The following is a 25,293-nucleotide window of genomic DNA, read 5'->3' as shown; positions in this document are numbered from 1 at the left end:
GCCACCGATCAACTCACGGAGGTGTTCCATGCCGGTTCCCCATGACCTGTTACAGGACTTGAAGATTGCAAAGGACGAGATCCAGCTAAAACGCTCCAAGGATCCTTTACTGGATTCACTGATCAACAAGTATTCCGAAGCTGATGCCGAAGTGGTCAAGGCCGAAACCGCCCAGTCGGATGCTCCCAGCGACGATGTGCTGAAGAAACTCAAAGAGAAGCGCTTGCAGGTCAAAGACAAAATCGTCGAGCAGTTACAGGCAAAGTCCTGAGCCGCTGTTGATCCGCCGACCTGCGGTTACGGATTGACTGGAACGACAGCCCCGACCGGCACCTCGAATGTACAGAGTCTTCAATCATCGACTCTTTGCGAGGTGCCTTATGAACAACGACAAATTCCCCAGTGAAGAGCAGGGCGCATTCGACCCCGTGCCCACCCATCCCGAACCCAACAGCCCGGCGCATACCACCGCCAATCCTGAAGAGCCGGACAAGGATCTTCCCGAAGACGAAGACCCCGAAAAGTTCGACAAGTCCTCTAACTGACAGACCGCCATCGCTGGCAAGCCAGCTCCCACAAGGATCTTTGTCGTTAACAGATAGTGCGAACGATCCAGTACCTGTGGGAGCTGGCTTGCCAGCGATGGCGTCAGTTAATCCGACACCAAAACACCAGCCTCACTTCAAGGCTTCAGCCAACGGCAACCGCGCCATATGCGTCGCCTTCAACGAGCCGAAATACAACCAGTCGCCATATTCGCGAACCGTGGTAATCGGCGAATAATTCCCGCTACTGGCATCCTGCAAATTGGCGATCACCTTGCCCTGCAAATCCAGCCCCAGCGCAAACCCGCGCTTTTCCACCGGTTTCGGCAGCACGGTCAGCGCCCGGACAATCATCTTGCGTACGAACGGATGCCCGGCGGTGCCATCGAGCAAGGCATTGCGCGGCGCATACAGCGCCACCCAGAAGCGGTCGCTGCCATTGAACGCGAGGTTGTCTGGCAGTCCAGGCAGGTTGTCGATGAACAGGTCGTGGGTGCCCGCCTTGGGCCCGGTCAGCCAGAAGCGGCTGATGCGGTAGGCACCGGTTTCGTTGACCAGCACATAGGCATCATCGGGACCGAGGGTCACGCCGTTGGCGAACTCCAGCTTGTCAAGCAACACGCTGGTCTTGCCGGTCTGAAAATCGTAGCGTAACAGGCGTCCGTCACCGCCGTGCTCAATGATCGCCTCGCCGTCATGACCATAGCCCCAACGGCTGGAGGCATCGCTGAAGTAGGCGTAGTGCCCGGATTTGTCGATCGCCACATCGTCGGTGAATCCGAATGCCAGGCCATTGGCGGCGGTGCTCAGGGGTATCAGCCGGCCCTGAGCATCGAGGGACAGCAAACCCTTGACCCCGTCAGCAATCACCAGCAAACCGTTAGGATGCCGCGCCAGGCCCAGCGGACGCCCGCCGGTATCGGCCAGCACCTTGCGTTGCTGGCCATCGAGGCTGCTGCTGATCAGTCGTCCGTCATGCAGACCGGTGATCAAAACGTCGCTTTCCAATAGCAACGCTTCCGGTCCGTCGATGTCACTGGGGCCGACCTGCGCGATGTTTTTCAGTCGTTGATTTTCTGCATAGACACCCTCCTTGAGCGAGGGCGCCGGTGACGGGTGCCAGGCGACGGGCTCAACCCGGGTGGGCATCAACAGTAAAAACCCGATGACCACGGCAATCAGCAGCAACAGCACCCGCCGCCACTTCATGCGCTGGCCCTCACTGACGCCAGGTACTGCGCAGCCCTGTCCCGCAGCGCGAGCATGGATGCGGCGGACTCGCGCTCGATGCGTCGTTTCAGCAACAGCCGATTGGCGATACGCATACCCAAGCCGTCAAAACGATAATCCAGCGTGCGCACGAAACGAGTGCCGACACCTTCAGCCGCGCATTCATACGTCAGCTCCAGCGACAAACCGTGATCCCCCTGCGCCCGTGCGCACCAGCGCCGCCCCGGCAGATACTCGGTCACTTGCCAGCGGAGATGACCGGTACGGCCACCGGCATGAATGTCTTCTTCAAAACCTGAACCCGCATGCAGCGGGCCTTGCGGGCCGTCGATTTTCAGCGACGACGGATGCCATTCGGGCCAACGGCTGACCGTGGCGGCATAGGCGAGTACGGCAATCGGTTCGCCGGCGATATCGATCGTGTGCTGTTGGCGGGTCATGGGCATTCTCGAATAGCTCAAAGGGGCGACTTCCGGCTCCCAGTACAGGGTGCCGAACAGGTAGTCCATCAGCGGCAGGACGATATTGAAATTGCGCTCTTGCATGCGCTCGCGACGGTGATGCAGTTCGTGCAGACGGCGCATCTGACGGATCCACGGTAGACGCGTCAGTGGATTGTCCGGAGGCAGGTGTTCGGCGGCGTGAAACACTTCGTAGGTCAGATAACCAAGGACCATGCAACCGCCGAACAACCCGGCGACGTTGGCGTTGACCTGCGCGACCAGCCACCACAAGGGCAGGGTGATGAGCAGCGTATGGATCACGATCAGCCACGCCGGGAACAGGATCACCCGCCAGTCGCGGGCGCTGTCGTAGGTCATGTGGCCGGGGGTGAAGAAGCTGTGATGGTCGCCGGCGTGGCGGGCGTAGAACATTTTCGCGAAGGTTTTTTTATGATGGCCGAGATGACGATGGACCATGTACACGCCGAAGTTGAAGAACAACAGCGTCAGCGGCACGGTAAGCCATTCCAGCCAATTGACCTGGTCGACGCTGCTGCAGAATGCGCCGATGGCCAGCACACCGAACAGCAGCACGAAGGCGCCGTGCAGCCACGGGTTGTAGAACGGATGGATTGCCGCACGATAGCGGCTGCGAAATGCCTCGGTGGTCTGCCTCACTGCGTTCACCTGTGGGTATTGTTGTTATACCCGGCAGATTAGCCGATCCGGCCATTTGTGCAGGCCGGACCTTGAGGTCACATGCGCCATGATCCGGTGTAAAACGGCAGGTTCAGCTCAATGGATTCCAGCGTTGCGACCAGTCGTCATCTGCTTCGATCACTTTGCGCAGCAGATCGAAGGCCTGTTGCAACGTCGTCGAGTCACGGTCGCGGGAGTACACCAGATAGGTCGGGTAGCCGAATTCAGGGGCTTTGGTCACCGGTTCCAGGGCACCGCTTTCCAGATAGGTGCGCACCACGCGGGTGCGGAAATAACCGCTGCCGCCGTGTTCGAGGATGTATTGCAGGGCCAGCGGGCCGAGGTTGAAACTCAGCGCGGCTTTGGCTTTCTCCGGCAGGGCTGCATCGTGTTGACGGCGGAAGTCCGGGCCCCAATCGATATAGACGTAGGGATCGGCACGCTCCGGGGTGCGCACTAGAATCAGTTTTTCTTCCAGCACCTGCTCGACCTGCAGGCCCGGCCAGTATTCCGGCTGATAAACCAGCGCTGCATCGAGCACACCGAGTTCGAGTTGGCGCAGCAGGTTTTCGCCGTCGCGGATTTCCATGCGCAAGGCATGGCCAGGAATCTTTTCACGCAGTTCCGCAGCCCAACTGAGCATCAGCGGATTGCACAGGCTGACTTCGCCGCCGATGTGCAGCACGTTGTGATAGCCCTCGGGCAGCGGCAAGTCGCGACGCGCGGCTTCCCACGTCTGCACCAGTTGATTGGCGTAGACCACGAATGCTTCGCCGTTCGGCGTCAATTTCGCCCCGGCGCGGTTGCGCACGAACAGCGTGCTGCCCAATTGGCTTTCGAGTTTCTGTACCCGGGCGGTGATCGCTGTTTGCGTGACGAACAGCTTCTGTGCGGCGGCGGCGAGGCTGCCGTGGCGGACAATTTCGAGGAAGGTGCGGGCGAGGTCGATGTCCATGGGCGGGCCGGTGTTTGAGGTGCACGCATTGTAAGTGCCCACTTGATACCGCGTCATCGTTCATCGCTGGCAAGCCAGGCTCCCACAGGTTTTGCAGTGTACATAGAACTTGGGTACGCCACGGAAACTGTGGGAGCTGGCTTGCCAGCGATGGGGCCTTCGTAGACGCTGAAGATCAGTCGATCAGTTCAACTTCACCTGCCCGCGCCCAATCCTCGACCAACCGCGCCGGCGTGCCACACGCCTTGCGTTTGTAGACGAAGCGCCGGCACTTCTCGGCGAAGCCGTTGCGGTTGTAAAGCATGTCTTCCTGCATTTCCTGCAACTCGTTTTCGCGACATTGCTGGACCAGCACTTGATCAATCCGCGACTTGCGTTCACGCACCGGCGCATAGGTCGGGTCACTCAGAGTGCTGTTGGCGCGTTGCAGCAACCACAGAGAAAACTCATCCGGGCAACGTGGGCCGACTTCCTGGACCATACCCATTTGCCACGCCTGGCTGGCGCTCACCGGCAGACACGCCTGAGTCAATTGCTCCGCCAGCGCCGGGCCGACGGCGCGGGGCAGGCTGTAGGTCCAGTATTCCGAGCCATACAGGCCCATGCTTTTGTAATGCGGATTGAGCACGATATCCGCCCGGGCAAAGACGATATCGGCGGCCAGTGCGAGCATCACGCCACCGGCGCCGGCATTGCCGGTGACGCCGCTGACCACCAGTTGCCGCGCCGTCAGCAGCTCTTCACAGACATCATCGATCGCCTGGATATTCGCCCAGGCTTCCGCACCCGGATCCTGCGCGGCCTGAATCACATTCAAATGCACGCCGTTGGAAAAACTGCCGCGCCCGCCCTTGATCAACAGCACCTGCGTGTCGCGGGACTTGGCCCAGCGCAATGCTGTGACCATGCGCTGACATTGCTCGGTGCTCATCGCGCCGTTGTAGAACTCGAAGGTCAGCTCGCCGACATGCCCGGATTCACGGTAACGAATCGGTTGATACGCCTCGTCACTGAACGGCTGGCTGGCAATCGACCAGTCCAGCGTCGGGACATCGGCCAATTTTTCGGCCAGCACATGCCGCGCCGGTTGCTTGAAGGTTTCTTCACCCGGCAGCGGCTTGCGCCGCAACGCACCGATCCACACGCTATGGTCTCCCGCCGCGACCAGTACCGCATCGTCATGCACCGCGAGAATCTCGCCGGGCAAGCCGCTGCGCGAATCCAGATGGGCGTCGTACACGTAATATTGACCGCCCGCCAGACTCGCCAGCACTCCGGGCTGGCCGTCCGCCGCATCGATGCAGCGTTTGATAAAGCGGGCGCAATCGTGCCAACTGAAGCTGCGATCGACCTGTTTCATGTTCGGCTGCAAACGCCCGCGCACGGCGGTATTGGTGTAATCCAGCGCGACTGGCTGGCAGCCTTCGATGAATTTTTCCACCACTTCGCGAATGCAGCGAATGGCCGCATCGCTGACCCGACCGTTATACAGCTCGGACTTGCGCAGACCGCTCGGCAGATTGAACTCGCAGGTCGCCCAGACCGGTCCGGCGTCCATTTCCTCGACCGCTTGCAGCGCGGTCACGCCCCAGCTCGACAGCTCGTTGGTGATCGCCCAGTCGAGGGCACTGGCACCACGATCGCCGACGATACCGGGGTGGATGATCACCACCGGGCGTTCGGTGTTACTCCAGAGTGCTTGCGGTACGCGGTCCTTGAGGAACGGGCAGATCACCAGGTCCGCGCCGCTGTGTTCGATCTGTTCGCACACGGAAGCCTCGTCGGTAAACACCACCACGCTGGGCGAATGCCCGGCCTGACGCAGTTCCAGCCAGGCACGCTGGGTCAGGCAGTTGAACGCTGACGACAGCAGAATGATCTTGAGTGGTCGCATGAAAGTTCTTCCTTGAATGGGATCAGCCGCAGGCTCCCGGTGAGCCTTCCCTGGCCTTCGATGGAGTCGGAAGATTAATGACTGGCCGTCTGCACACCAGTGATCGAGGTCAACGTTGTGTCAGCCAATGTTTCTGCGGCGACGAAGCGTCTTATGCTCAATAGTTTGCTTAAGTATATTTTTTATTACTTCAAATGCCCGCTGCGCTATTGCACAGTCGCGCCTGATCAATGCCGGAGGATCCCGGCAGAACGACGGTTTTTCGCAGCGGGTGGAGCCCGTTTCAGGGAGCAAGGCATGGGTGGTCATAACCCGCATTACCAGATCATCGGGCAGATGTTCCAAAAGGACTATCGCTGGCTGTGTGCCGCCGTCGGCCGCACGCTGGGCTGCCCGCACAGTGCACAGGACATCGCCTCGGAAACTTTTTTGCGGGTGCTGGCGTTGCCGGACCCGACGGCGATCCGTGAGCCGCGTGCACTCTTGACCACCATCGCCCGGCGCCTGGTGTACGAAGGCTGGCGCCGCCAGGATCTCGAGCGCGCCTACCTGGAAAGCCTCGCGTTGGCGCCGACGCCGGTGCATCCCTCGCCGGAAGAACGCGCGCTGGTGATCGAGGCGTTGCTGGCGGTCGATCGGTTGCTCAATGGTTTGTCGGCCAAGGCCAAAGCGGCGTTTCTTTACCATCAGCTCGACGGCCTGACCTACAGCGAAATCGGCGAACGCCTCGGGGTTTCCACCAGTCGCGTGCAGCAGTACATGGTCGAGGCGTTCAAACGTTGCTATCAGGCGATGCAGGCATGAGGGCCGACGAAGCCGTGATCGATGAAGCGGCGCAATGGATGGCGATATTGCAATCGGGCGAAGTCAGCCTCGGCGAGCGCGCCGCGTTCGACGCCTGGCGCATGGCCGATCCACGGCACCAACAGATCATCGAGCAAATGGGCGGCGGTCTGAACCTGCTGCGCAACCCGACTCTGCGCGGGCTGCCGCGCAACAGTCTGCTGCACAGCCTCAACGCACCGTCGAGCCGGCGACGGTTTATCAGCGGCAGTTTGAGTGTGCTGGGTGTTGCGCTGCTGGCCGGATTGCTCGGGCGGCGCTATGGCTGGTTGCCGGAAGCGGGAGAGTTGGCGACCGGCACGGCTGAGCGGCGTGATTTCACCCTGGCCGATGGCAGTGCATTGACGCTCAATGCGCGCAGTCGCGTGGTGCCTCTGTTCGATGGTCATCAACGGTTGCTGGCGTTGCGCAGTGGGGAGTTACTGGTGGACGTGGCGAAAGATACGGCACGACCGTTTGTGGTCGAGACCGAGCACGGCCGGATGCGCGCCCTCGGGACGAAATTTCTTGTCCAGCAAGGCGAGGATGCCACGCGTCTGGTGATGCTCCATTCGCAGGTAGAAGTGCTGACTTCGGGCGGCGCGCGGCAAGTGGTGGAGGCGGGGGAGAGCCTGCTGTTCAACCGCCAGAACATCCTCAGCCTGCAACGCAACAAGGGCCATGAAAGTGCGTGGCTGCAAGGCCGGCTGGAAGTCCGCGACCGTCCGTTGAGCGAAGTCATCGACAGCTTGCGCCCTTACCGTCGCGGCATCTTGCATGTCAGCGCGGAGGTTGCCGACTTGCGCCTAAGCGGCCTCTATTCGCTCGACGACAGTGACCAGACGCTGCAATTGCTTGCGCGTTCACTGCCGATCCGCGTCATCTGGCACAACCCCTACTGGGTCAGCATCGAACCCCGCGCAACCTCATCCCCGTAGGAGCTGCCGCAGGCTGCGATCCTTTGATCTTCAAAAACAAAATCAAAAGATCGCAGCCTGCGGCAGCTCCTACAGAGGGGATGAATCCAGATAAGGGAATGCAGCAAATACGGTTATAGGGATATGCCTTCTTGGCCTAATCGCCGACCTATAAAAAGCGCAGTCCCGCTGCTCATTCCCTGCAGACGCCTTCAACAGGGAAGCCCCTCGATGTACTTATTCAAACAACAATTACCTCGACTGACCCTCGCCGTTGCCTTGGCGATGGGCATCAGTCCATTGCACGTTTTCGCCCAGCAACCGGCTGCTGCCGTGTTCACTTTCGACATTGCCAGCGGTCCGCTCGACGAGGTGCTGCTGGACATCTCGCGGCAGACCGGCGTGCCGATTTCCTTTAGTCAGAATCTGGTGCAGGGCAAACGCAGCAGCGCCGTACGCGGTGCCTTGGGTGGGCGCGAGGCGGTTGAGAAAGCTTTGCTCGGCAGCGGTCTGCAAGTCGAGCAAAGTGCGCAGGGCCTGAGTGTGCGTGAAGGCGAGGCGGTGACTTCCGTACCGGCGAAAGTCACCACCGTGGCACCCGCTACCAGCGCTGATTACCGCATGGAAAAAGTCACCGTCACTGGCTCGCGCATCGCCCGCGCACAGAGCGACGGCGCAACTCCGGTCAACGTCATCACCCACGAGGAAATGGAAGCGCGCGGCTACAAAAACGTCTACGACGCCTTGGCGACCCAGACGCAAAACACCGGCATGACCCAGGGCGAAGACTACGGCAACACCTGGCAACCGGCGGCCAGCGCATTGAACCTGCGCGGCCTCGGCCCCAATCACACGCTGGTACTGATCAATGGGCGGCGCGTCGCCGACTACCCGACGCCGTACGACGGCAAGGTCAACTTCACCAACCTGGCGAACATTCCGTCGGCGGTGATCGAACGCATCGAAATCCTCAGCAGCGGCGCCTCGGCGATCTATGGTTCGGATGCGATTGCCGGGGTGGTTAACATCATCCTCAAGAAGCAAATCAACGGCGTTGACGTCAATCTCAAGGGCGGCACCAGCGAGCGTGGCGGTGGCGACAATCAGCGTTTGCAGATCAGTGGCGGCGGCAGTTGGGGCGACTTCGACGGCTTGTTCGGCCTGGAGCTGACTCACCGCGATCCGATCTGGGCCGACGACCGTGGCTTCATGCAAAGCGGTCCGTTGGCGGACGTCGGTTATCGCCGTGACCTGACCAATAGCCGGTATCTGGGGCCGGGATGCGGCGCGTATCAGGGCACCTTCGATAACAAACTGGTCAACAGTGCTGGCCGCTGCCGCACCGATCAGATGTACAACGATTACTGGACTATCCAGACCCAAAAGGAAAACTACGACGGCTACACCCGCGGCACCTGGCACTTCAGCGACAGTGGCGAGGTGTTTGCCGACTTGATGTACGGCCTTGACCACATCCAGAACAACACCCGCGGCCCGACCTTCACCTCGCCGGATTTCATCAACCAGAACAGCGGCAACCTGGAGCGCTGGTATCGACGCTACGGCGAAGAGGAAATCGGTGGGCGCACCAGCAATAACAGCAAATGGCGTGACACTTCGTGGACGGGCACCCTCGGTCTTTCCGACAAGATTGCCGACACGGGCTGGCGCTACGACCTGGCGGCCAATCGCTCGGAATATCGCAGCGTGCGCACGACCCGCTACACGCCACTGTCATCTATTCAGGATTTCTATCTCGGCCCGCAATTGGGCACCCGTGACGGTTATCCGGTCTTTGCCCCTGACGCCTCGCGCCTCGATCGGCCGCTGACGCCGCAGGAATGGCAGCAGTTTCGCAGCAACCTGACCCAGAGCAGCAAATCGGTATCGACCAGTTACAACGCCTCGGTCAACGGTGATCTGTTTGACTTGCCGGCAGGGCCGGTGGGGTTTGCCGGCGTGCTGGAGGCGGGCAAGCAGGAATATCGCGTCGACCCGGATGACGGCCTCAACGACGGCACGTTCTATGGCGTTTCTCCTGCGCAAAGCTCCGGCGGTTCGCGCAAGCGTTATGCGGCGGGTGGCGAGTTCAGCATTCCAGTCACCGACACGATTCTGGCGACCGCCGCGGGGCGTTGGGACCAATACAAATTCAGCGGCCGCACTGAACAACAAAAGACCTACAACCTGGGGCTGGAATGGCGGCCGGTTACCAGCCTGTTGTTGCGTGGCAGTTACGGCACCAGTTTCCGCGCGCCGGACCTCAACTACATCTACCAGTCCGACAGCAACGGTTACTACCCGGCACAGATCGACTATTACGGCTGCAGCCAAGGCGTGGAGGGCGCTTGTGATCGCGGGCGGGTCGACTACACGCAAAGCGGCACTGCCAACCTTGAATCCGAACGCGGTAAATCGTGGACCTATGGTTTTGTCTGGTCGCCGTCGCGCAATTTTGATTTCTCCACGGATTTCTGGCGTGTGGAGATCGATGATCTGCTGACCACGGTCGATGAAAACCGCCTGTTGCAGCAGGAGAACGAATGCCGCAACGGCACGCAGGACATCAACTCGGCCAACTGCCAGTCGACCCTGGCGCGCATCGAGCGTAATGCCGGCAACGCCGCTGTCGATCCGAACCAGTTGCAGCGCGTACGGGTGAACGCGATCAACGCTGCCAGCGAGCGCGTCAGCGGTCTGGACTTCAAGAGCAACATTCGCTGGGGTGCCGGCCAGTACGGTGCGTTCAGTTCGACGCTGGGCTACACCCTGGTGCTGTCGCACTATTATAAGGAATCGGATGAGGCGCCGACTCAGGATTGGCGCACCTCGCGGACCAACTACGACTGGCGCAGCAAGGTCAACGCCAGCCTGACCTGGGATTATCAGAAAGCCACGGCGACGCTGATGGGCATTCGCTACGGCTCCGTCACCAATGGCGCGGGGGATGGGCGTCTGTCGCCGTGGACTGTGTTCAACGCCAGCGCGCGCTACAAGCTCAATGACCGCGCCAGTGTCGGCCTGACGGTGAACAACGTGCTCAATCAGATCAAACACGACGATTCTGCAGGCTGGCCGTATTACCCGACTGGCAACTACGACCCTTATGGGCGCCAGTGGTGGCTGGATGTGAGTTATCACTTCGGCAGTTGATCGTTCTGTTTACGTCCTACGGAAACCGGAAGCTTTTGCGCAAGTGCGGGGATATTTCCGACGACTTTTTCAGGTTGGTCGTCGGAAGCGCGATCTATAGCATCAGCCATGACATTGAAGTCGCTGAGCGGCTTGAGCGCTCAGGCTCCCGGATAAAGGATCAATTATGCGTACCTCACACCTTGAGATCGAAACCCCTGCTTATTCCCCTCGCCATTACTGGCGCGACGATCGTGCCCGATGCCCCATGGAGGATGTCGCGATGCCCGCAGTGAAAGCGCCTCGGCTCACGGGGCTGAAAAAAGTCGAAGGCAAACCTGTCGACATACTCGTGCAGGGTCAGAACGTCGGTGACGATGCCACGCTGATCATCGAGCTGACAGACCAGGGCTTTGAACTCAGCGACGTGGTCAACATGCTTTCCACCTCCGAGTTGTACCAGCAAGGCGAGATGGTCAAGCGTATCACCGGCAAGTCGGTCAGAACCGTGCGACGGCTGATGAAGGAAGGCTTGTCGGTACGCCTTGATCCGCATCAGAGTGTCGTCGCTTACCAGTATGCCTTGGTGCTGCAAATGGCTATTCGGGCATTCGGGCGTCAAAAAAAGGCAGAAGAGTGGTTGCAGCAGCCCACCCCCTACCTGAACGGTTACGTGCCGTCGGAACTGACCCGACATTCACTGGGTTTCCAGATGGTGGAGCAATACCTGGGGCAGATAATCTACGGGGTCCACCAATGAATCCCTTGCCATGGGACGAGCGTTGGTATGCGTGGCGGCTGGACCCCGAAGCCTACGGCTGCACCTGGGACAGCGGGATGGGTTCAAAGCTGAAAGGAGGACGATGGAATGCACCCGGTCGGCGAGTGGTTTATGCATCAGTCGACCCGTCGTCGGCCATTCTGGAGGTGGCGGCCAATCACAGTTTTGATGTGCTGGACAGTGAGCCTTATGTACTGACCTGTTTTGAGGTCATCAGTGACGCAAAGGTCAGAGTGGTGCAGCCAGAGGAAGTGCCGAATCCTTACTGGTTGAGCCCCGCGCGGCCTTCACCCAATCAACGGGACTTCGCCGACGCTTTGCTGGCTGAATACCCGTTTGTGCTGATGCCCTCGGCGGCTACCCGGCATTCGTGGAATTTGCTGGTGAGCTGCGAACTGGCAGAGGGGCAGTTCAAAATGGTTTCTCAAGAGCGGTTTGGGTTGGATACACGGTTACTCAGGGAGATGGCGTTGGCCTGATGTGCGCGCATCGCATTTTGTGCATAACCTCATCACCCAACGGTCTAACTCGCCCTCTATAAATCCTTATTCGTCATCGCACATCCCTGCATAAACCAAAACGCAGGGATGGCTGTTCATGATCCATTTTTCACCCGTTAAATCCCCTTTGAGCCTGGCCTTGCTGCTGGCAATCAACACGCTGCCGGCGATTGCCGCTGAGAGCACAGCGACCGAGCCGACCACGCAACTGCAACGGGTCGAAGTCACCGGTACGGCGATTCGCCGGGTTGATGCGGAAACCGCAGTGCCAGTCACGATTCTGCGCGTCGAAGAGTTGCGCGAGCAGGGCGTGACCACCACGGAGGAACTTGTCAGTCGCATCTCCGCCAACCAGTCTTCGGTCGGCTCCGGGCGCTCGGTGGGGTCGAGCAGCGGTGGGGCGTCTTACGCGGATTTACGCGGGATCGGCCCGAACAAGACGCTGGTGCTGCTCAACGGTCGGCGTCTGAGTAACAACGCCACCAATGCAATCAACGGATCTGGCGTCGACTTGAATACCATTCCGTTCGCCGCGATCGACCGGGTGGAAGTGCTGCGCGATGGCGCGTCGGCGTTGTACGGCACCGATGCGATTGGTGGGGTCATCAACTTCATTACCAAGACCAGCCTCACCGAAGGCCAGATCAGCACCAACTACGACACACCGACCCATTCCGGTGGTGGCGAGAGCCGTAACTTCAGCGGCAGCTGGGGTTTTGGTGATTTGCAGGATGACCGCTTCAACGTCTTCGGCGTGGTCAGTTACGACAAGCAACAGCGACTGGCTGCCGAGGACCGTGGTTACACCTACAACTACCAGCCCACTCGCGGCCTCGATTACACGTCCGGCACCGCCTCGCCGGCCAACTGGAGTCAGGGCAGCAACGCCACCAACCCGCTGGCCGGTTCCGGTTGCAACGCGCCCGGTTTGCTCTCGCGCAACGGTATCTGCCGCCAGAGCTTGTGGAACTATCTCGACCTGGTGCCGGAAACCGAGAAGACCTCGGCCTTCGCCAAAGCCACCGGCAAGTTGTCGGACGAACACACCGTCAGTCTCGAATACTTCTGGGCTCGCAACGAAAACCGCACGCAGATTGGTCCGGGGACATTGATGGGCAATCAGGTCAATCCCGGCACCGCGTTCTATCCGGGTAACGGCATCACGCCCGGGCCGAGCGGTTTTGCCCTGGACCCGACACAACCGGTCGATGTGAACTGGCGCGAAACGGCGGTGGGTGCGCGTCAGCATGAGGACGACAACACCGGTCAGCGTCTGCTGCTGAGTTTCGACGGCACACTGGTGGGCTGGGATTACAACGTTGGCGCCTCGTACAACCAGAACAAAGTGGTCAACACCATTCAGAGCGGCTACGTAAATGACCGCGCCGTCAGCGCCGGTATTGCCAATGGCCTGATCAACCCGTTCGGCCCACAGACCGCCGCCGGTTCGGCGCTGTTGGCGGCCAACGCGGTGGACGGCGATTACGCCACGGCGGTCGGGCGTGTGAAGGCTATCGACGGGCGTATCAGCCGCGAGATTGGCGACTGGTTCGGCGCCGGCCCCTCAGCCCTCGCGCTGGGCGGTGAGTACCGCAAGGAAGACTTCCATCAGGATTTCGCGCAATTTGCCGGTGACGTGCAGAGCCTTGGGGTTGACCCGAACGGCAGCGTGGCCGGGGATCGCAGCGTCTCGGCCGAGTACGCCGAGGTCAACGTACCGGTGCTCGACAGCCTGGAACTGTCGGCCGCTGTGCGCCACGACAAGTACAGCGATTTCGGCAGTACCACCAACCCGAAATATTCGTTCCGCTTCCAGCCGTTCAAGGAGTTGGTGGTACGCGGTGCCTACAGTGAAGGTTTCCGCGCGCCGTCGTTGTATGAGCTGTACAACCCGACCTTCACCAGTTTCACCAATGCCAACTACAACGACCCGCGCCTGTGCGCCGGCGGCAATCCGAGCAATGGTGGCATCGCCAACCGTGACTGCGCGCAGCAATTCAACCGCACCAGCGGTGGCAACACCGACCTGAGCCCGGAGACTGCGCGCAACGTCACCCTCGGTTTTGTCTATCAGCCGTTCGAACGTCTGACGGCCGGGCTGGATTTCTGGTGGATCGACATCGCCAATCAGATCGCCGAGTTTCCGGAATCGGCGGTGTTCGAAAATCCCGAGTTGTACCCGGATCGCCTGATTCGCAAGCCTGATGGCTCCATTGACCACATCGTCACGGGGCTCGCCAATCTGGGCAAGATCAAGACCAACGGTGTCGATGTCAGTTTCGACTATCGCTTGCCGAGTACTCCATACGGCAATTTCGGCATCGGTCTGCAAGGCACTTACGTCACCCGCTATGACTATCAGCAGCAGCTCAAGGGCGATTACATCGACAAGCTTGGCGACTTCCGTGGCGGCGACTTTGCCTCGGCCGGCGCCGTGGCCCGTTGGCGGCACAGCCTGACCGGCAGCTGGAACTACGGCCCGTATGGCGTTGCGCTGACCAACCGCTACACCAGCGGTTATCACGACTCGGATCGCGAGACCCACGACTACGTCGGTTCGTACAACGTCTGGGACCTGGCCGGCACTTACACCTGGCGCAAGACCCTGAGCGTGACCCTCGGCGCGAAAAACCTGTTCGACCGCGAGCCGCCGTTCAGCAACCAGACCTACACCTTCCAGAGCGGCTACGACCCGAAATACGGCGACCCGTTCGGGCGGACGCTGTACACGCGAGTCAGCTACAAATTCTGAATTTGACCCTGTAGGAGCTGCCGCAGGCTGCGATCTTTTGATGTTGTTTTTTAGAAGACAAGATCAAAAGATCGCAGCCTGCGGCAGCTCCTACACGGGATCGGTATTCACAGTCGGGCAGAGTTTTAGTCACTTATTGATCTAAAGCCTGCCCTATAAAAATGGCCGACCTGTTGCACATCACAGGTAGGCAGATTGTGTAGTGACTGTTAGGGCCTCATCGCTGGCAAGCCAGCTCCCACAGGTTTTCTGGTGCACGCGAATCCCTGTGGGAGCTGGCTTGCCAGCGATGAGGCCATTAGCAGCACCGTGTATAGGGATCTGCCAAATGTTTTCCAGACATCACATTTTGGGTCTTTGCCTGCTAACCAGCCCATTGGTATGGGCAACCCCACAACCGGCGCTCACCGTTTACGGCGAAGCTCCGAAATACGCCGCCGATTTCCAGCACCTCGCTTACACAAATCCCGACGCACCCAAGGGCGGCACCCTGCGGCGGTCTTCGCTGGAAAGCGGCCCGTTCGATCATCTGATTCCCTACATCGACAAAGGCACCGGCGTGGCGGATGTCGACGGCTGGCTTTACGCGCCGCTGGCCTATCGCAGCAAGGATGAGCCCTACAGCGTTTATGGTCTGGTGGCGCAGCAGATGGAGCTGGACGCTGATCGCCGCTGGCTGCGTTTCTACCTGAACCCCCACGCACGTTTCGAAGACGGCTCGCCGATCACCGCCGAAGACGTGCGCTACACCTTCGAGCTACTGACCACCCAGGGCAGCCTCAAATACCGCCAGCAGTTTCGCGACGTCGCCGAAGTACAGGTGGAGTCGCCGACTCAGGTGCGTTTCCTGTTCAAGAACAACGACAGCCGCACCTTGCCGCTGGATCTGGCGACGTTGCCGGTCCTTCCCGAGCATTGGTGGCGCAGCCGTAACTTCGCAGACGGTGGCGGTTTCGAGATTCCGCCGGGCAGCGGCCCGTACCGAATCAGTGCGGTGGATGCCGGACGCAGCGTGAAATTTCAACGGATCACCGACTGGTGGGCCAAGGATCTGCCGATCACTCGCGGGCTGTATAACTTCGATCATTTGAGCGTGGAGTTTTTCGCCGACACCGACGTCTCGCGTCAGGTGCTCAAGGCCGGTGGCTTCGATTACAACCGTGAGTTCTCGGCGACCAGTTTCACCATCGGCTATGCCGGCGCGGCGCTGGAGCAGGGCAGATTGCGCCGTGAGCACCTCGCACCCGGCGCCGCCCAAGGCGCGCAGGGTTTTGTGTTCAATCTGCAAAAGCCGCAATTTCAGGATCGCCGGGTGCGGCAGGCAATCGCCATGCTCTGGGATTTCGAATGGACCAACCGGCAGATGATGCGCAGCATGTACTTGCGCCAACGCAGCTACTTTTCCCACAGTGCCTTGTCGGCCACCGAACTGCCGGATGCCGAGGAACTGAAAATCCTTGAACCGTTGCGCGGCAAAATCCCCGACGAAGTCTTCACCCAGGTCTTCGAGGCGCCGAAAACCGATGGCAGCGGCAACGTCCGCGCCGAGCAGTTGCAAGCGTTGAAACTGCTGGCGGCGGCAGGCTGGAAACCCCAGGGTGATCAGTTGGTCAACGGCAAAGGCGAGCCGCTGCAGTTCACCTTTCTCAATGGCCAGAAAGGCTTCGAACGCTTGCTGTTGCCGTTCAAACGCAACCTGGCGCAGATTGGCATCGGCTTCGATATCCGTCAGGTCGACACCGCGCAGCACACCAACCGCGTGCGCAATCGCGACTACGACATGATCGTTGTCGGTTACCCGGTCAGTCAGGCACCGGGGCGCGAGATGTTCAATTACTTCGGCGCCGACGGTGCCGACGATCCCGGTTCGAACAACTACATGACGCTGCGCGATCCGGCGGTCGATGCGCTGCTCGAAGGGCTGGTACAAGCCGATAACCGCGAAAGTCTGCTGCGTCACGCCCGTGCCCTGGATCGGGTGTTGCAGTGGGGGTATTACTGGGTGCCCAACTATTACCCGCCAGGCCTTTCCACCGTGTGGTGGAACCGTTTCGGCCGCCCGGCGATTGCGCCGCTGTACGACGCCGGCCTCGACACCTGGTGGGAAATCAGTCCCACCGCACTGACCTCGACCCAGATACAGCATCAGCAAAAGGAGTTTGCCCATGTGGGGTTATAGCCTGCGGCGTCTGCTGCTGATCGTGCCAACATTGCTGGCGATTCTGTTGGTCAATTTCGTTATCGTCCAGGCCGCACCGGGTGGTCCGGTGGAGCAAGCCATTGCACGGTTACAGGGGATTGGCGTCGGGGCTGCGGTGGGCTCCAGCCATGTCGAGAGTATCGGCGGCGAATCGCGCGCGACCCGAGGCCTTGATCCCCAGTTGGTGGCCGACATCGAGCGCCAGTATGGCTTTGACAAGCCTGCCAGCGAACGCTTGTGGCTGATGCTCAGGAACTACGCGCAACTGGATTTCGGCCAGAGTTTTTTCCGTGGTGCCAGCGTTACCGAGCTGATCTGGCAGAAGCTGCCAGTGACTTTGTCGTTGGGTTTGTGGGCGACCTTGATCACTTATCTGGTGTCGATTCCGCTGGGCATTCGCAAGGCTGTGCACAACGGCTCGGCATTCGATGTCTGGAGCAGTGCGGCGATTATCATCGGTTACGCGATGCCGGGTTTTCTGTTCGCGCTGCTGCTGATCGTGGTGTTTGCCGGCGGCACGGCGCTGGACTGGTTTCCGGTGCGCGGGCTGGTCTCGGACAACTTCGCCGAGCTGTCGCTGGGGGGCAAGATTGCCGATTACTTCTGGCATCTGGTGCTCCCCGTGACGGCACTGGTGATCGGTGGTTTCGCCACGCTGACGATCCTCACCAAGAACAGTTTTCTCAATGAAATCTCACGGCTCTACGTGGTCACGGCGCGGGCCAAGGGTTTGAGTGAGCGGCAAGTGTTGTACGGCCATGTGTTTCGCAACGCGATGCTGCTGGTGGTTGCCGGATTGCCACAGGCCCTGGTGAGCGTGTTCTTCGGCGGCTCGTTGCTGATCGAAGTGATCTTCTCCCTCGATGGCCTCGGCCGTCTCAGTTACGAAGCGGCGGTGTCACGCGACTACCCGGTGGTGTTCGGTTCGCTGTTCATCTTTACCCTGTTCGGCCTGCTGATAAAACTGCTCGGCGACCTCTGCTACACGCTAGTCGACCCGCGTATCGACTTCACCGCGAGGGCTGCCTGATGCTGACGTTATCTCCCATCGGCCAGCGTCGCTGGGCGCGATTCAAGGCGCACCGGCGTGGCTGGTGGTCGCTGTGGCTGTTTCTCGCGCTGTTCGGCCTGAGCCTGGGCGGCGAGCTGGTCGCCAACGACAAACCGCTGCTGGTGAGCTATCAGGACGACTGGTACTTCCCGGCGTTCAAGCGCTACACCGAGCAGGACTTTGCCGGGGAATTGCCGTTCCAGCCGGACTATCGCAGTGCGCAGGTGCGCCAGTTGATCGAGGGGCAGGGCGGGCGGATGTGGTTCGCGCCGATCCCGTTCGGTTTCGACACGGTCAATTACGACCTCACGGAACCGGCACCGAGCCCGCCCAGTGGCGAGAACTGGCTGGGCACCGACGATCAGGCGCGGGATGTACTGGCGCGGGTGATTTTCGGGGCGCGGGTATCGCTGTTGTTTGCCTTGGCACTGACCGCCGCCAGCGCGCTGATCGGTATCGCTGCCGGCGCGTTGCAGGGTTATTACGGCGGTTGGATCGACCTCATCGGGCAACGCTTGCTGGAGGTGTGGTCGGGGCTGCCGGTGTTGTATCTGCTGATCATTCTGTCCGGGTTCGTCGAGCCGAATTTCTGGTGGTTGCTGGGGATCATGGCGCTGTTTTCCTGGCTCAGTCTGGTTGATGTGGTGCGTGCTGAATTCCTCCGTAGCCGAGGTCTTGAGTATGTGAAAGCCGCACGGGCACTGGGGATTGGTGATGCTCAGGTGATCGTCCGGCACATCCTGCCCAATGCCATGAGCGCGACGTTGACCTATCTGCCGTTCATTCTCACCGGAGCGATTGCGACGTTGTCGGCGCTGGACTTTCTTGGTTTCGGCATGCCAGCCGGCAGCGCTTCGCTGGGAGAACTGATCGGCCAGGGCAAGAACAATCTGCAGGCGCCATGGTTGGGACTGACCGCGTTTTTTGCGTTGGCGCTGATCCTTTCCCTCCTCGTGTTTATCGGCGAAGCCTGCCGCGACGCTTTTGATCCAAGGACCTGAAATGATCGATAACCTGATCGAAATACGCGACCTGCGCGTGGCCTTCAATGGCCAGGAAGTGGTGCACGGCATCGACCTCGACATCCGTCCGGGTGAATGCCTGGCACTGGTGGGCGAGTCCGGTTCCGGCAAATCGGTGACGGCGCACAGCATCCTGCAACTGCTCGACCCGTCCATCACCCGGATCGACGGCAGCATTCGTTATGCCGGTGAAGAGTTGTTGGGCGTGCATGAGCGTTATCTGCGGCAACTGCGCGGCAATCGCATCGCGATGATTTTTCAGGAGCCGATGAGCTCGTTGAACCCGCTGCACAGCATCGAACGGCAACTCGGTGAAAGCCTGGCCCTGCACAAGGGCCTGGCCGGCGCAGCCGCCCGCGAGCGTATTCTTGAACTGCTGGAACTGGTCGGCATTCAGCGTCCGACGGACCGGCTGAAGGCTTATCCGCATCAACTCTCCGGTGGTCAGCGGCAACGGGTGATGATCGCGATGGCGCTGGCGTGCGAGCCGCAATTGTTGATCGCCGATGAGCCGACCACAGCACTGGACGTCACCGTGCAGCGCAAGATTTTGCTGCTGTTGAAAGAGTTACAGGCACGCCTGGGCATGGCGCTGTTGATCATCAGCCATGACCTTAATCTGGTGCGCACTATCGCTCAGCGAGTGGCGGTGGTGCGCGGTGGTTTGATTGTCGAGCAGGCGCCTTGCGAGCGGTTGTTCAGCGCACCGCAGCATCCTTACAGCATTGAATTGCTCAATGCCGAGCCGGGTGGCACGGCGCTCTGTCGAGATGCGGCAGAAGATCTGTTGCAGGTGAGTGATCTGAGTGTCCGCTTCCGGCTGGGCGGTGGCTGGCTGCGGCCCAGGACTTATCTGCAGGCGGTGAAGGGGATTGGTCTGACGCTGCAGCGCGGCAAGACTTTGGGGATTGTCGGCGAGTCAGGTTCCGGCAAATCCACGCTGGGGCAGGCGATCCTGCGCCTGATTGATGCCGAGGGCCGCATTCGCTTTCAGGGCGAGGCGCTGGAGCAATTGAGCGGCAAGCAACTGCGGCCACTGCGCAAACGCCTGCAAGTGGTGTTTCAGGATCCGTTCGGCAGTCTCAGCCCACGCCTTTGCGTGGAGCAGATCATCGCCGAAGGACTGCGCGTGCACACTGATCTGAATGCTGACGAGCGGGAGCAGGCGGTGATTGCCGTGCTACGCGAAGTCGGCCTCGATCCGGCAACGCGGCATCGCTATCCCCATGAGTTTTCCGGTGGTCAGCGACAACGCATCGCCATCGCCCGAGCACTGGTGCTCAAACCGGACCTGATCCTGCTGGATGAACCGACCTCGGCACTGGACCGTACGGTGCAAAAACAGATCGTTGGTTTGTTGCGGCGATTGCAGGAGGAACACGGCTTGACCTACCTGTTCATCAGCCACGATCTGGCGGTGGTGCGGGCGCTGGCGCATGACTTGATCGTAATGAAGGATGGCGAGGTGGTGGAACGTGGCGCGACGGATGAGCTGTTTCGTCAGGCGCGCCATCCTTATACGCGAGAGTTGCTGGCGGCATCGTTCGCTGCGCCGGATTTGCCCCTTGCAGCCAAGGACAAACTTTTATCCCTGGTCTAGATCCGGTACATTCCGCGGCTTGGCTCTCACAAGGATGTAGATGATGGCAAAACCTGCCGCCCGACTCAGTGATCTCAACGCCTGCCCGGTAACCGGCCACGGCACCAATGCAAGCACCGCCGGTTCACCCAACGTGAACATCAACGGCATGCCGGTGTTGCGCGTCGGCGACGCCACGGCCTGCGGCGATGCGGTCAGCGAAGGCATCGGTAACATCCTGATCAATGGCCAACCCATTGCGTTTCTCGGCAGTGCCACCGCCCACGGCGGCATAATCATCACCGGCTCTGGCGACGTCTTCGTCGGCACCCAGGCCGGCGCCGCACCGTTCATTCCGATCGTGACGGTCCCCAAACACAGCGAACGTTTCCAACTGGTGGACGAAACCACCGGCGAAGCCATTTCCGACATGCTCTTTTGCATCGAAACCGGTGACGGCCAACGCCTTGTCGGCCATACCGACAACCACGGCAACGCCGCACGGGTGTTCACCGCTGTTCCGACTTCCATTGTCGTGCAATGGGGCAAGGAAGCCGCCGCTCACCTGGATGCACTGGGCATCGCTTACTAAGGAAGGTTCAACGTGGCGACACCGGACAAGAAACAGGGCGAGACCAGCGATCAACACGCGACGACGCAGGTGAAGGGCACGCTCAAGTACGATTATGTAACGGTGGTTGGCTCTTACCACATTAGTCGCTGGACGGAGATTCGCGGAAATTACGGTAACAAGATGAGTTTCATCAACCAAGGTGTCGGCCAGTTGAGAGACTATTCGAACGTTAAAAAGGGGGCCGCGGACAAGACCTTCTTTCTGCTGTTTGTCGCGGAATACGACCCCAAAATGCGCGCCACGCTTAAAGAACTTGTCGTTAATACCTACAAAGCCGAATACCTTGAGATTGATTCAGCCGCCGAACTGGTTGCTTTCATAAACAAGCGGGTAGAAGAAAAGCGCGAGATCAAACAGCTTGATATCTTTGCCCACGGCGTGGTGTTCAATATCGAGTTCGGTTACGAAATCGAAGGCAAGGACGCCAGCTACCGCTTTGGACCTGCGCAGGCCAGTCAGTTGCAGCCTGATGCCTTTGCCTTGGGCGCCAATATTTTTTCTTACGCGTGCCGAACCGGTTTGGGGGTGGACGAGACTGCGCTGGTCAGTGAAGGCCAGGAGCATTACGAACTCAGTCTTGCACAGAAACTTGCTGATTCCACCGGGGCAACTATTCATGCTTACCCGCGGCGCAGCCTTTACGACCAAACGTATGGCAGCGATGCAGATCGTGATGGTCTGGAGGGGGCGAAGGCGCGCGTAGCGTCGGACGATCGAGCCAAATCTGCATTCAGGATCAAGAAGGCTGGCTACGAACGGCGTCTCGCTGAATACAGATTGTCGAAGAAGGACGACACCTTGGAGCTGCCGGGCGAAACAGCCCCGGTCCAGCCGCCGGCGCTGGCGACCGAAAACGACAAAAAGCTGTTGATGCATGCCCAGAGCCGCACGAAAAATGAAAAGAACATGAGCTATCCGCTGGACGATTATGGGGCTGTCGGAAAGGTGCGGTCAGGCAATACGCCTTTGGGCCCACCGAAGCAGCAACTGAAGTTTAAAAAAGGGCAACCGGCACAGCCATGACTGTTAATTTTCACAAGCGCGTGGGTGTCATAGCGGCCTTTTTGCTGGTTTTTAGTGCGATGGGTCTATATCTGCACACAAGGGAAGATGCGATGAGCGAGAAAGTGATGATGTATTACGGCGACTGGAGTCCGGAAGAGAACCGTTTTGATGCAACAAAATGGTTTCGTACCGACATGTACCGTAGTGATGTTGTCGATGGAAAAAAAAGCGCTGTAACCATGCTTCGTAACAGACCATTGCCTTTCAAACCAAGCGACAACGATGAGTTGGTAGCCGGCGCCATTGTTGCCCTCGAGGCGGCGGATCCGCCGGTCAATGGCGACTTGCTTGGCAAGGAATGGCCGATGCTGGTTCCACGCATCCGCTATCGCTACAGCGCCTTCGAAGCGCCGGATCAGCCACGGGATTATTACAACATTTACCTGAAGTACCAGGGTGAGCGGTATGTCATCACCTTCGCCCGTGATGCGCAAACCGGTGAAATCATCCCCGGTGGCAGCGTCCAGTTGATGTACCCCGACAGTCAGACCCAGATCGCCGATCGGCAGGTCTTCAAGGAGCTGGACGCTGACGGCATCCAGTGACCCTGAAACGACAAATCCCGCCAATGGCGGGATTTGTTTGTAAGCGAACGGCAGTCTTACGAAGGGAACAGCTCGGACAGTTTCATCGCCAGCATCATGTCGCCTTCAGCGCGCAGTTTGCCGCCCATGAAGGCCTGCATGCCGTCGGTCGAACCGTCGACGATGCCTTCCAGGGTTTCGCCGTCCATCACCAGAGTGACCTGGGCGTCCGGGTTCTCGCCTTCTTTCAGTTCGCAGGTGCTGTCCTTGACGATCAGCGAGAAGTTCTTGGTGTCGTCGATGCGGAAACCGAAGACCAGATCCAGACCGGCAGCAGCGGCTGGGTTGAACTTGGCTTTCATTGCTTGTACGGCGTCAGCTACGGAGGTCATGGTTCAATCCTTTCTTGGGTAATAAGAGCTAGTTGATGACAGCAAGGTTCACGGTAATCCGGACTCAACGGAAAGTGATGAGTTCCGGGGCCTTCAGCAGTTGCAGGTGTGCATGACTGTTGAAGGAGGCCAAAGCCACCTCGCGACCGCGGAACTTCAGCTGGTTGAGCGAGGTGTTGACGATTTGCCAGTTCAATTCAAAGGCCTGCCTGGCAGGCATTTGCGTAATGAGGTGGAGCAGGGCAGTGATGGTGCCGCCAGAGGTGAATACCGCGATTTTCTGGTTCTTTTCTGCCTGCTCGAGAATCCGGTGCAAGCCGCCCTGGACTCGCTCGACGAATCCCAGCCAGCTCTCCAGCCCCGGAGTATCGTAGGTGCCCGCCAGCCAGCGCTCGATGATCAAGGCAAAGATGCGCTGGAACTCACCACGGTTTTGCGCGGCGTTACGCAGGATGTCGAGGGCTTCCGGTTCGTCCGGCAGCATCGCCGGGAGCAGGGCGCGAATCACCGCGTCGGCATCGAATTCGTTGAAGGCGGAATCGGTTTCCAGCGTCGGCACCGACAGGCCTTTGGCGGTGAACTGTTCCAGCGCGCTGGTGGCCGTGTGTTGCTGACGGCGCAGGTCACCCGCCAGGCAGCGATCGAAACGGATCCCCAGTTCAGCCAGGTGTTGGCCGAGGATTTCTGCCTGGCGCACACCGATCGGCGACAGGACGTCATAGTCGTCTGCACCAAAGGAGGCCTGGCCATGTCGAATCAAATAGATGCTGCCCACGTCCGCGTCATCCCGGTACGTTGAAGGTTTGGCGAGGTTATGAGGATGATGCAGAGCTGTCAATGAAAAAACATACGCTTGTTTGAAATGCCCGTTACAGGCGTGTTGCCAGAGGTTTCACGGCTGGCCGACGAGCCGGCGCATGGGTATGCTGGAACCATTGCGCGCTTGCCGCACATCCACGCATCGTTTTGAGGAGTCTCTGTGGAGTTTTTCACCGAATACGCCAGTTTCCTGGCCAAGACCGTCACCCTGGTAATCGCCATCCTGGTGGTGCTCGCCAGTTTTGCCGCGTTGCGCAGCAAGGGCCGGCGCAAATCGGCGGGGCAGTTGCAGGTCAGCAAGCTCAATGATTTCTATAAAGGCCTGCGTGAACGTCTGGAGCAGACGTTGCTCGACAAGGATCAGCTCAAGGCGCTGCGCAAGGTCGAGGCCAAGTCCGAGAAAACCGAGAAGAAGCAGAAGAAAAAGCCCGAGGCTAAACCTCGTGTGTTCGTGCTGGATTTCGATGGCGATATCAAGGCCTCGGCCACCGAGAGCCTGCGCCACGAAATCACCGCGTTGCTGACCCTCGCCACACCCAAGGATGAAGTCGTCCTGCGTCTGGAAAGTGGCGGCGGCATGGTGCACAGCTACGGTCTGGCGTCGTCGCAACTGGCGCGTATCCGCGAAGCCGGCGTGCCGCTGACGGTGTGCATCGACAAGGTCGCGGCGAGCGGCGGCTACATGATGGCGTGCATCGGCGAGAAGATCATCAGTGCGCCATTCGCGATTCTGGGCTCGATCGGTGTGGTTGCGCAGCTGCCTAACGTCAATCGTTTGCTGAAGAAGCACGATATTGATTTTGAAGTGCTGACCGCCGGTGAGTACAAACGCACCCTGACCGTGTTCGGCGAAAACACCGAAAAGGGCCGTGAGAAGTTCCAGGAAGACCTCGATATCACTCACCAACTGTTCAAGAACTTCGTTGCCCGCTACCGCCCGCAATTGGCCATCGACGAAGTGGCGACGGGTGAAGTCTGGCTCGGTGTTGCGGCGCTGGACAAACAACTGGTCGATGAACTCAAGACCAGCGATGAATATCTCGCACAGAAAGCCAAACAGGCCGAGGTCTATCACTTGCATTACGCCGAGCGCAAAAGCCTGCAAGAGCGCATCGGCATGGCGGCCAGCGGTTCGGTGGATCGCGTGCTGTTGAGCTGGTGGAGTCGTTTGACCCAGCAACGTTTCTGGTAATCCGGCGCTCGTCACCGGCAGACAAAAAACCGCGGACTTCCGCGGTTTTTTTTGTCTGCCGTCAGGCATTTTTCCCGTCACAGCAGCGAAACGTCCTAGGCATCCTGCCGATCAGTCCGACTGACTCGTGCTTGGGGGCCGGGTA

General features: G+C 59.7%; 22 protein-coding genes. 16 read left to right on the top strand and 6 right to left on the bottom strand.

What is annotated here, in order from left to right; genetic code table 11:
- The first annotated feature begins 28 nt into the window (after window positions 1–28).
- Together JFT86_RS22995 and JFT86_RS22990 are read left to right on the top strand one after the other, a co-directional pair.
- Window positions 29–271 (top strand): DUF465 domain-containing protein, encoded by a 243-nt coding sequence (locus tag JFT86_RS22995; protein WP_201238460.1) that lies wholly within the window; start codon window positions 29–31, stop codon window positions 269–271.
- Window positions 272–380: 109 nt separating this feature from the next.
- Window positions 381–545 carry a hypothetical protein gene (locus JFT86_RS22990; protein WP_201238459.1) on the top strand — a complete coding sequence of 55 codons (165 nt, stop codon included), beginning with the start codon at window positions 381–383 and terminating at the stop codon, window positions 543–545.
- Between the two features lie 132 nt (window positions 546–677).
- Here the strand turns inward: JFT86_RS22990 and JFT86_RS22985 are convergent, their stop codons facing one another.
- The 4 genes from JFT86_RS22985 to JFT86_RS22970 form a co-directional block, all read right to left on the bottom strand.
- Window positions 678–1,754 (bottom strand): SMP-30/gluconolactonase/LRE family protein, encoded by a 1,077-nt coding sequence (locus JFT86_RS22985; RefSeq protein ID WP_201238458.1) that lies wholly within the window; start codon window positions 1,752–1,754, stop codon window positions 678–680.
- Window positions 1,751–2,896, bottom strand: coding sequence for an SRPBCC family protein (locus JFT86_RS22980; RefSeq protein ID WP_201238457.1), 1,146 nt, complete (start codon window positions 2,894–2,896; stop codon window positions 1,751–1,753). Before JFT86_RS22980 ends, JFT86_RS22985 begins: the two co-directional genes overlap by 4 nt.
- Before the next feature lie 112 nt (window positions 2,897–3,008).
- Window positions 3,009–3,872: a LysR family transcriptional regulator gene (locus JFT86_RS22975; protein ID WP_201238456.1), complete on the bottom strand. Its 864-nt coding sequence runs from the start codon at window positions 3,870–3,872 to the stop codon at window positions 3,009–3,011.
- Between the two features lie 175 nt (window positions 3,873–4,047).
- A complete protein-coding gene (locus JFT86_RS22970) occupies window positions 4,048–5,766 on the bottom strand; it encodes a hydrogenase maturation protein (protein WP_201238455.1) in 1,719 nt (572 codons plus the stop codon).
- A gap of 297 nt (window positions 5,767–6,063) precedes the next feature.
- On the opposite strand from JFT86_RS22970, the gene JFT86_RS22965 reads away from it, so the two are divergent.
- The 13 genes from JFT86_RS22965 to JFT86_RS22905 all read left to right on the top strand — a co-directional run bounded on the left by JFT86_RS22965 (window position 6,064) and on the right by JFT86_RS22905 (window position 22,766).
- Complete coding sequence (locus JFT86_RS22965; RefSeq protein ID WP_201238454.1) at window positions 6,064–6,570, top strand: sigma-70 family RNA polymerase sigma factor; 507 nt, start codon at window positions 6,064–6,066, stop codon at window positions 6,568–6,570.
- Window positions 6,567–7,526, top strand: a complete 960-nt coding sequence (locus tag JFT86_RS22960; protein ID WP_201238453.1) for a FecR family protein — start codon at window positions 6,567–6,569, stop codon at window positions 7,524–7,526. The genes JFT86_RS22965 and JFT86_RS22960 overlap by 4 nt, the downstream gene beginning before the upstream one ends.
- A 210-nt stretch (window positions 7,527–7,736) precedes the next feature.
- Entirely contained in the window at window positions 7,737–10,658 is a 2,922-nt protein-coding gene (locus tag JFT86_RS22955; protein WP_201238452.1) for a TonB-dependent receptor, read from the top strand.
- A 262-nt stretch (window positions 10,659–10,920) separates the two neighbouring features.
- A complete protein-coding gene (locus JFT86_RS22950) occupies window positions 10,921–11,397 on the top strand; it encodes an antitoxin Xre/MbcA/ParS toxin-binding domain-containing protein (protein ID WP_201238451.1) in 477 nt (158 codons plus the stop codon).
- The gene (locus tag JFT86_RS22945; protein WP_201238450.1) at window positions 11,394–11,897 is read left to right on the top strand and encodes an RES domain-containing protein; all 504 of its coding nucleotides are present in this window, start codon (window positions 11,394–11,396) and stop codon (window positions 11,895–11,897) included. The genes JFT86_RS22950 and JFT86_RS22945 overlap by 4 nt, the downstream gene beginning before the upstream one ends.
- Before the next feature lie 118 nt (window positions 11,898–12,015).
- Entirely contained in the window at window positions 12,016–14,670 is a 2,655-nt protein-coding gene (locus JFT86_RS22940; protein WP_201238449.1) for a TonB-dependent receptor, read from the top strand.
- A 328-nt stretch (window positions 14,671–14,998) separates the two neighbouring features.
- Window positions 14,999–16,849: an extracellular solute-binding protein gene (locus JFT86_RS22935; RefSeq protein ID WP_201238448.1), complete on the top strand. Its 1,851-nt coding sequence runs from the start codon at window positions 14,999–15,001 to the stop codon at window positions 16,847–16,849.
- Window positions 16,836–17,900, top strand: a complete 1,065-nt coding sequence (locus JFT86_RS22930; protein WP_201238447.1) for a microcin C ABC transporter permease YejB — start codon at window positions 16,836–16,838, stop codon at window positions 17,898–17,900. Before JFT86_RS22935 ends, JFT86_RS22930 begins: the two co-directional genes overlap by 14 nt.
- The gene (locus JFT86_RS22925; protein WP_201238446.1) at window positions 17,900–18,922 is read left to right on the top strand and encodes an ABC transporter permease; all 1,023 of its coding nucleotides are present in this window, start codon (window positions 17,900–17,902) and stop codon (window positions 18,920–18,922) included. The genes JFT86_RS22930 and JFT86_RS22925 overlap by 1 nt, the downstream gene beginning before the upstream one ends.
- A 1-nt stretch (window position 18,923) precedes the next feature.
- Window positions 18,924–20,543, top strand: a complete 1,620-nt coding sequence (locus JFT86_RS22920; protein ID WP_201238445.1) for an ABC transporter ATP-binding protein — start codon at window positions 18,924–18,926, stop codon at window positions 20,541–20,543.
- 43 nt (window positions 20,544–20,586) lie between these two features.
- Entirely contained in the window at window positions 20,587–21,114 is a 528-nt protein-coding gene (locus JFT86_RS22915) for a PAAR domain-containing protein (protein ID WP_201238444.1), read from the top strand.
- Window positions 21,115–21,126: 12 nt separating this feature from the next.
- Window positions 21,127–22,179 (top strand): hypothetical protein, encoded by a 1,053-nt coding sequence (locus JFT86_RS22910; RefSeq protein ID WP_201238443.1) that lies wholly within the window; start codon window positions 21,127–21,129, stop codon window positions 22,177–22,179.
- Window positions 22,176–22,766: a hypothetical protein gene (locus tag JFT86_RS22905; RefSeq protein WP_201238442.1), complete on the top strand. Its 591-nt coding sequence runs from the start codon at window positions 22,176–22,178 to the stop codon at window positions 22,764–22,766. The genes JFT86_RS22910 and JFT86_RS22905 overlap by 4 nt, the downstream gene beginning before the upstream one ends.
- Window positions 22,767–22,822: 56 nt before the next feature.
- Here JFT86_RS22905 and JFT86_RS22900 read toward each other — a convergent pair whose 3' ends face one another.
- Together JFT86_RS22900 and JFT86_RS22895 are read right to left on the bottom strand one after the other, a co-directional pair.
- Complete coding sequence (locus JFT86_RS22900) at window positions 22,823–23,137, bottom strand: SCP2 sterol-binding domain-containing protein (protein ID WP_019690779.1); 315 nt, start codon at window positions 23,135–23,137, stop codon at window positions 22,823–22,825.
- Window positions 23,138–23,201: 64 nt separating this feature from the next.
- The gene (locus JFT86_RS22895; protein ID WP_201238441.1) at window positions 23,202–23,912 is read right to left on the bottom strand and encodes a histidine phosphatase family protein; all 711 of its coding nucleotides are present in this window, start codon (window positions 23,910–23,912) and stop codon (window positions 23,202–23,204) included.
- Between the two features lie 204 nt (window positions 23,913–24,116).
- On the opposite strand from JFT86_RS22895, the gene sohB reads away from it, so the two are divergent.
- Window positions 24,117–25,148, top strand: coding sequence for a protease SohB (gene sohB, locus JFT86_RS22890; protein ID WP_201238440.1), 1,032 nt, complete (start codon window positions 24,117–24,119; stop codon window positions 25,146–25,148).
- Window positions 25,149–25,293 lie beyond the last annotated feature (145 nt).

Source organism: Pseudomonas sp. TH06 (genome assembly GCF_016651305.1).
In the GTDB taxonomy this organism is placed as follows: domain Bacteria; phylum Pseudomonadota; class Gammaproteobacteria; order Pseudomonadales; family Pseudomonadaceae; genus Aquipseudomonas.
The sequence above is the reverse complement of the archived record's forward strand: the minus strand, read 5'-3'. Positions and strand labels throughout refer to the sequence as shown.

Coding starts and splice junctions, on each gene's coding strand:
- JFT86_RS22995 (WP_201238460.1), top strand. CDS start 29: ATGCCGGTTCCCCATGACCTGTTACAGGACTTGAAGATTGCAAAGGAC.
- JFT86_RS22990 (WP_201238459.1), top strand. CDS start 381: ATGAACAACGACAAATTCCCCAGTGAAGAGCAGGGCGCATTCGACCCC.
- JFT86_RS22985 (WP_201238458.1), bottom strand. CDS start 1,754: ATGAAGTGGCGGCGGGTGCTGTTGCTGCTGATTGCCGTGGTCATCGGG.
- JFT86_RS22975 (WP_201238456.1), bottom strand. CDS start 3,872: ATGGACATCGACCTCGCCCGCACCTTCCTCGAAATTGTCCGCCACGGC.
- JFT86_RS22970 (WP_201238455.1), bottom strand. CDS start 5,766: ATGCGACCACTCAAGATCATTCTGCTGTCGTCAGCGTTCAACTGCCTG.
- JFT86_RS22965 (WP_201238454.1), top strand. CDS start 6,064: ATGGGTGGTCATAACCCGCATTACCAGATCATCGGGCAGATGTTCCAA.
- JFT86_RS22960 (WP_201238453.1), top strand. CDS start 6,567: ATGAGGGCCGACGAAGCCGTGATCGATGAAGCGGCGCAATGGATGGCG.
- JFT86_RS22955 (WP_201238452.1), top strand. CDS start 7,737: ATGTACTTATTCAAACAACAATTACCTCGACTGACCCTCGCCGTTGCC.
- JFT86_RS22950 (WP_201238451.1), top strand. CDS start 10,921: ATGCCCGCAGTGAAAGCGCCTCGGCTCACGGGGCTGAAAAAAGTCGAA.
- JFT86_RS22945 (WP_201238450.1), top strand. CDS start 11,394: ATGAATCCCTTGCCATGGGACGAGCGTTGGTATGCGTGGCGGCTGGAC.
- JFT86_RS22940 (WP_201238449.1), top strand. CDS start 12,016: ATGATCCATTTTTCACCCGTTAAATCCCCTTTGAGCCTGGCCTTGCTG.
- JFT86_RS22935 (WP_201238448.1), top strand. CDS start 14,999: ATGTTTTCCAGACATCACATTTTGGGTCTTTGCCTGCTAACCAGCCCA.
- JFT86_RS22930 (WP_201238447.1), top strand. CDS start 16,836: ATGTGGGGTTATAGCCTGCGGCGTCTGCTGCTGATCGTGCCAACATTG.
- JFT86_RS22925 (WP_201238446.1), top strand. CDS start 17,900: ATGCTGACGTTATCTCCCATCGGCCAGCGTCGCTGGGCGCGATTCAAG.
- JFT86_RS22920 (WP_201238445.1), top strand. CDS start 18,924: ATGATCGATAACCTGATCGAAATACGCGACCTGCGCGTGGCCTTCAAT.
- JFT86_RS22915 (WP_201238444.1), top strand. CDS start 20,587: ATGGCAAAACCTGCCGCCCGACTCAGTGATCTCAACGCCTGCCCGGTA.
- JFT86_RS22905 (WP_201238442.1), top strand. CDS start 22,176: ATGACTGTTAATTTTCACAAGCGCGTGGGTGTCATAGCGGCCTTTTTG.
- JFT86_RS22900 (WP_019690779.1), bottom strand. CDS start 23,137: ATGACCTCCGTAGCTGACGCCGTACAAGCAATGAAAGCCAAGTTCAAC.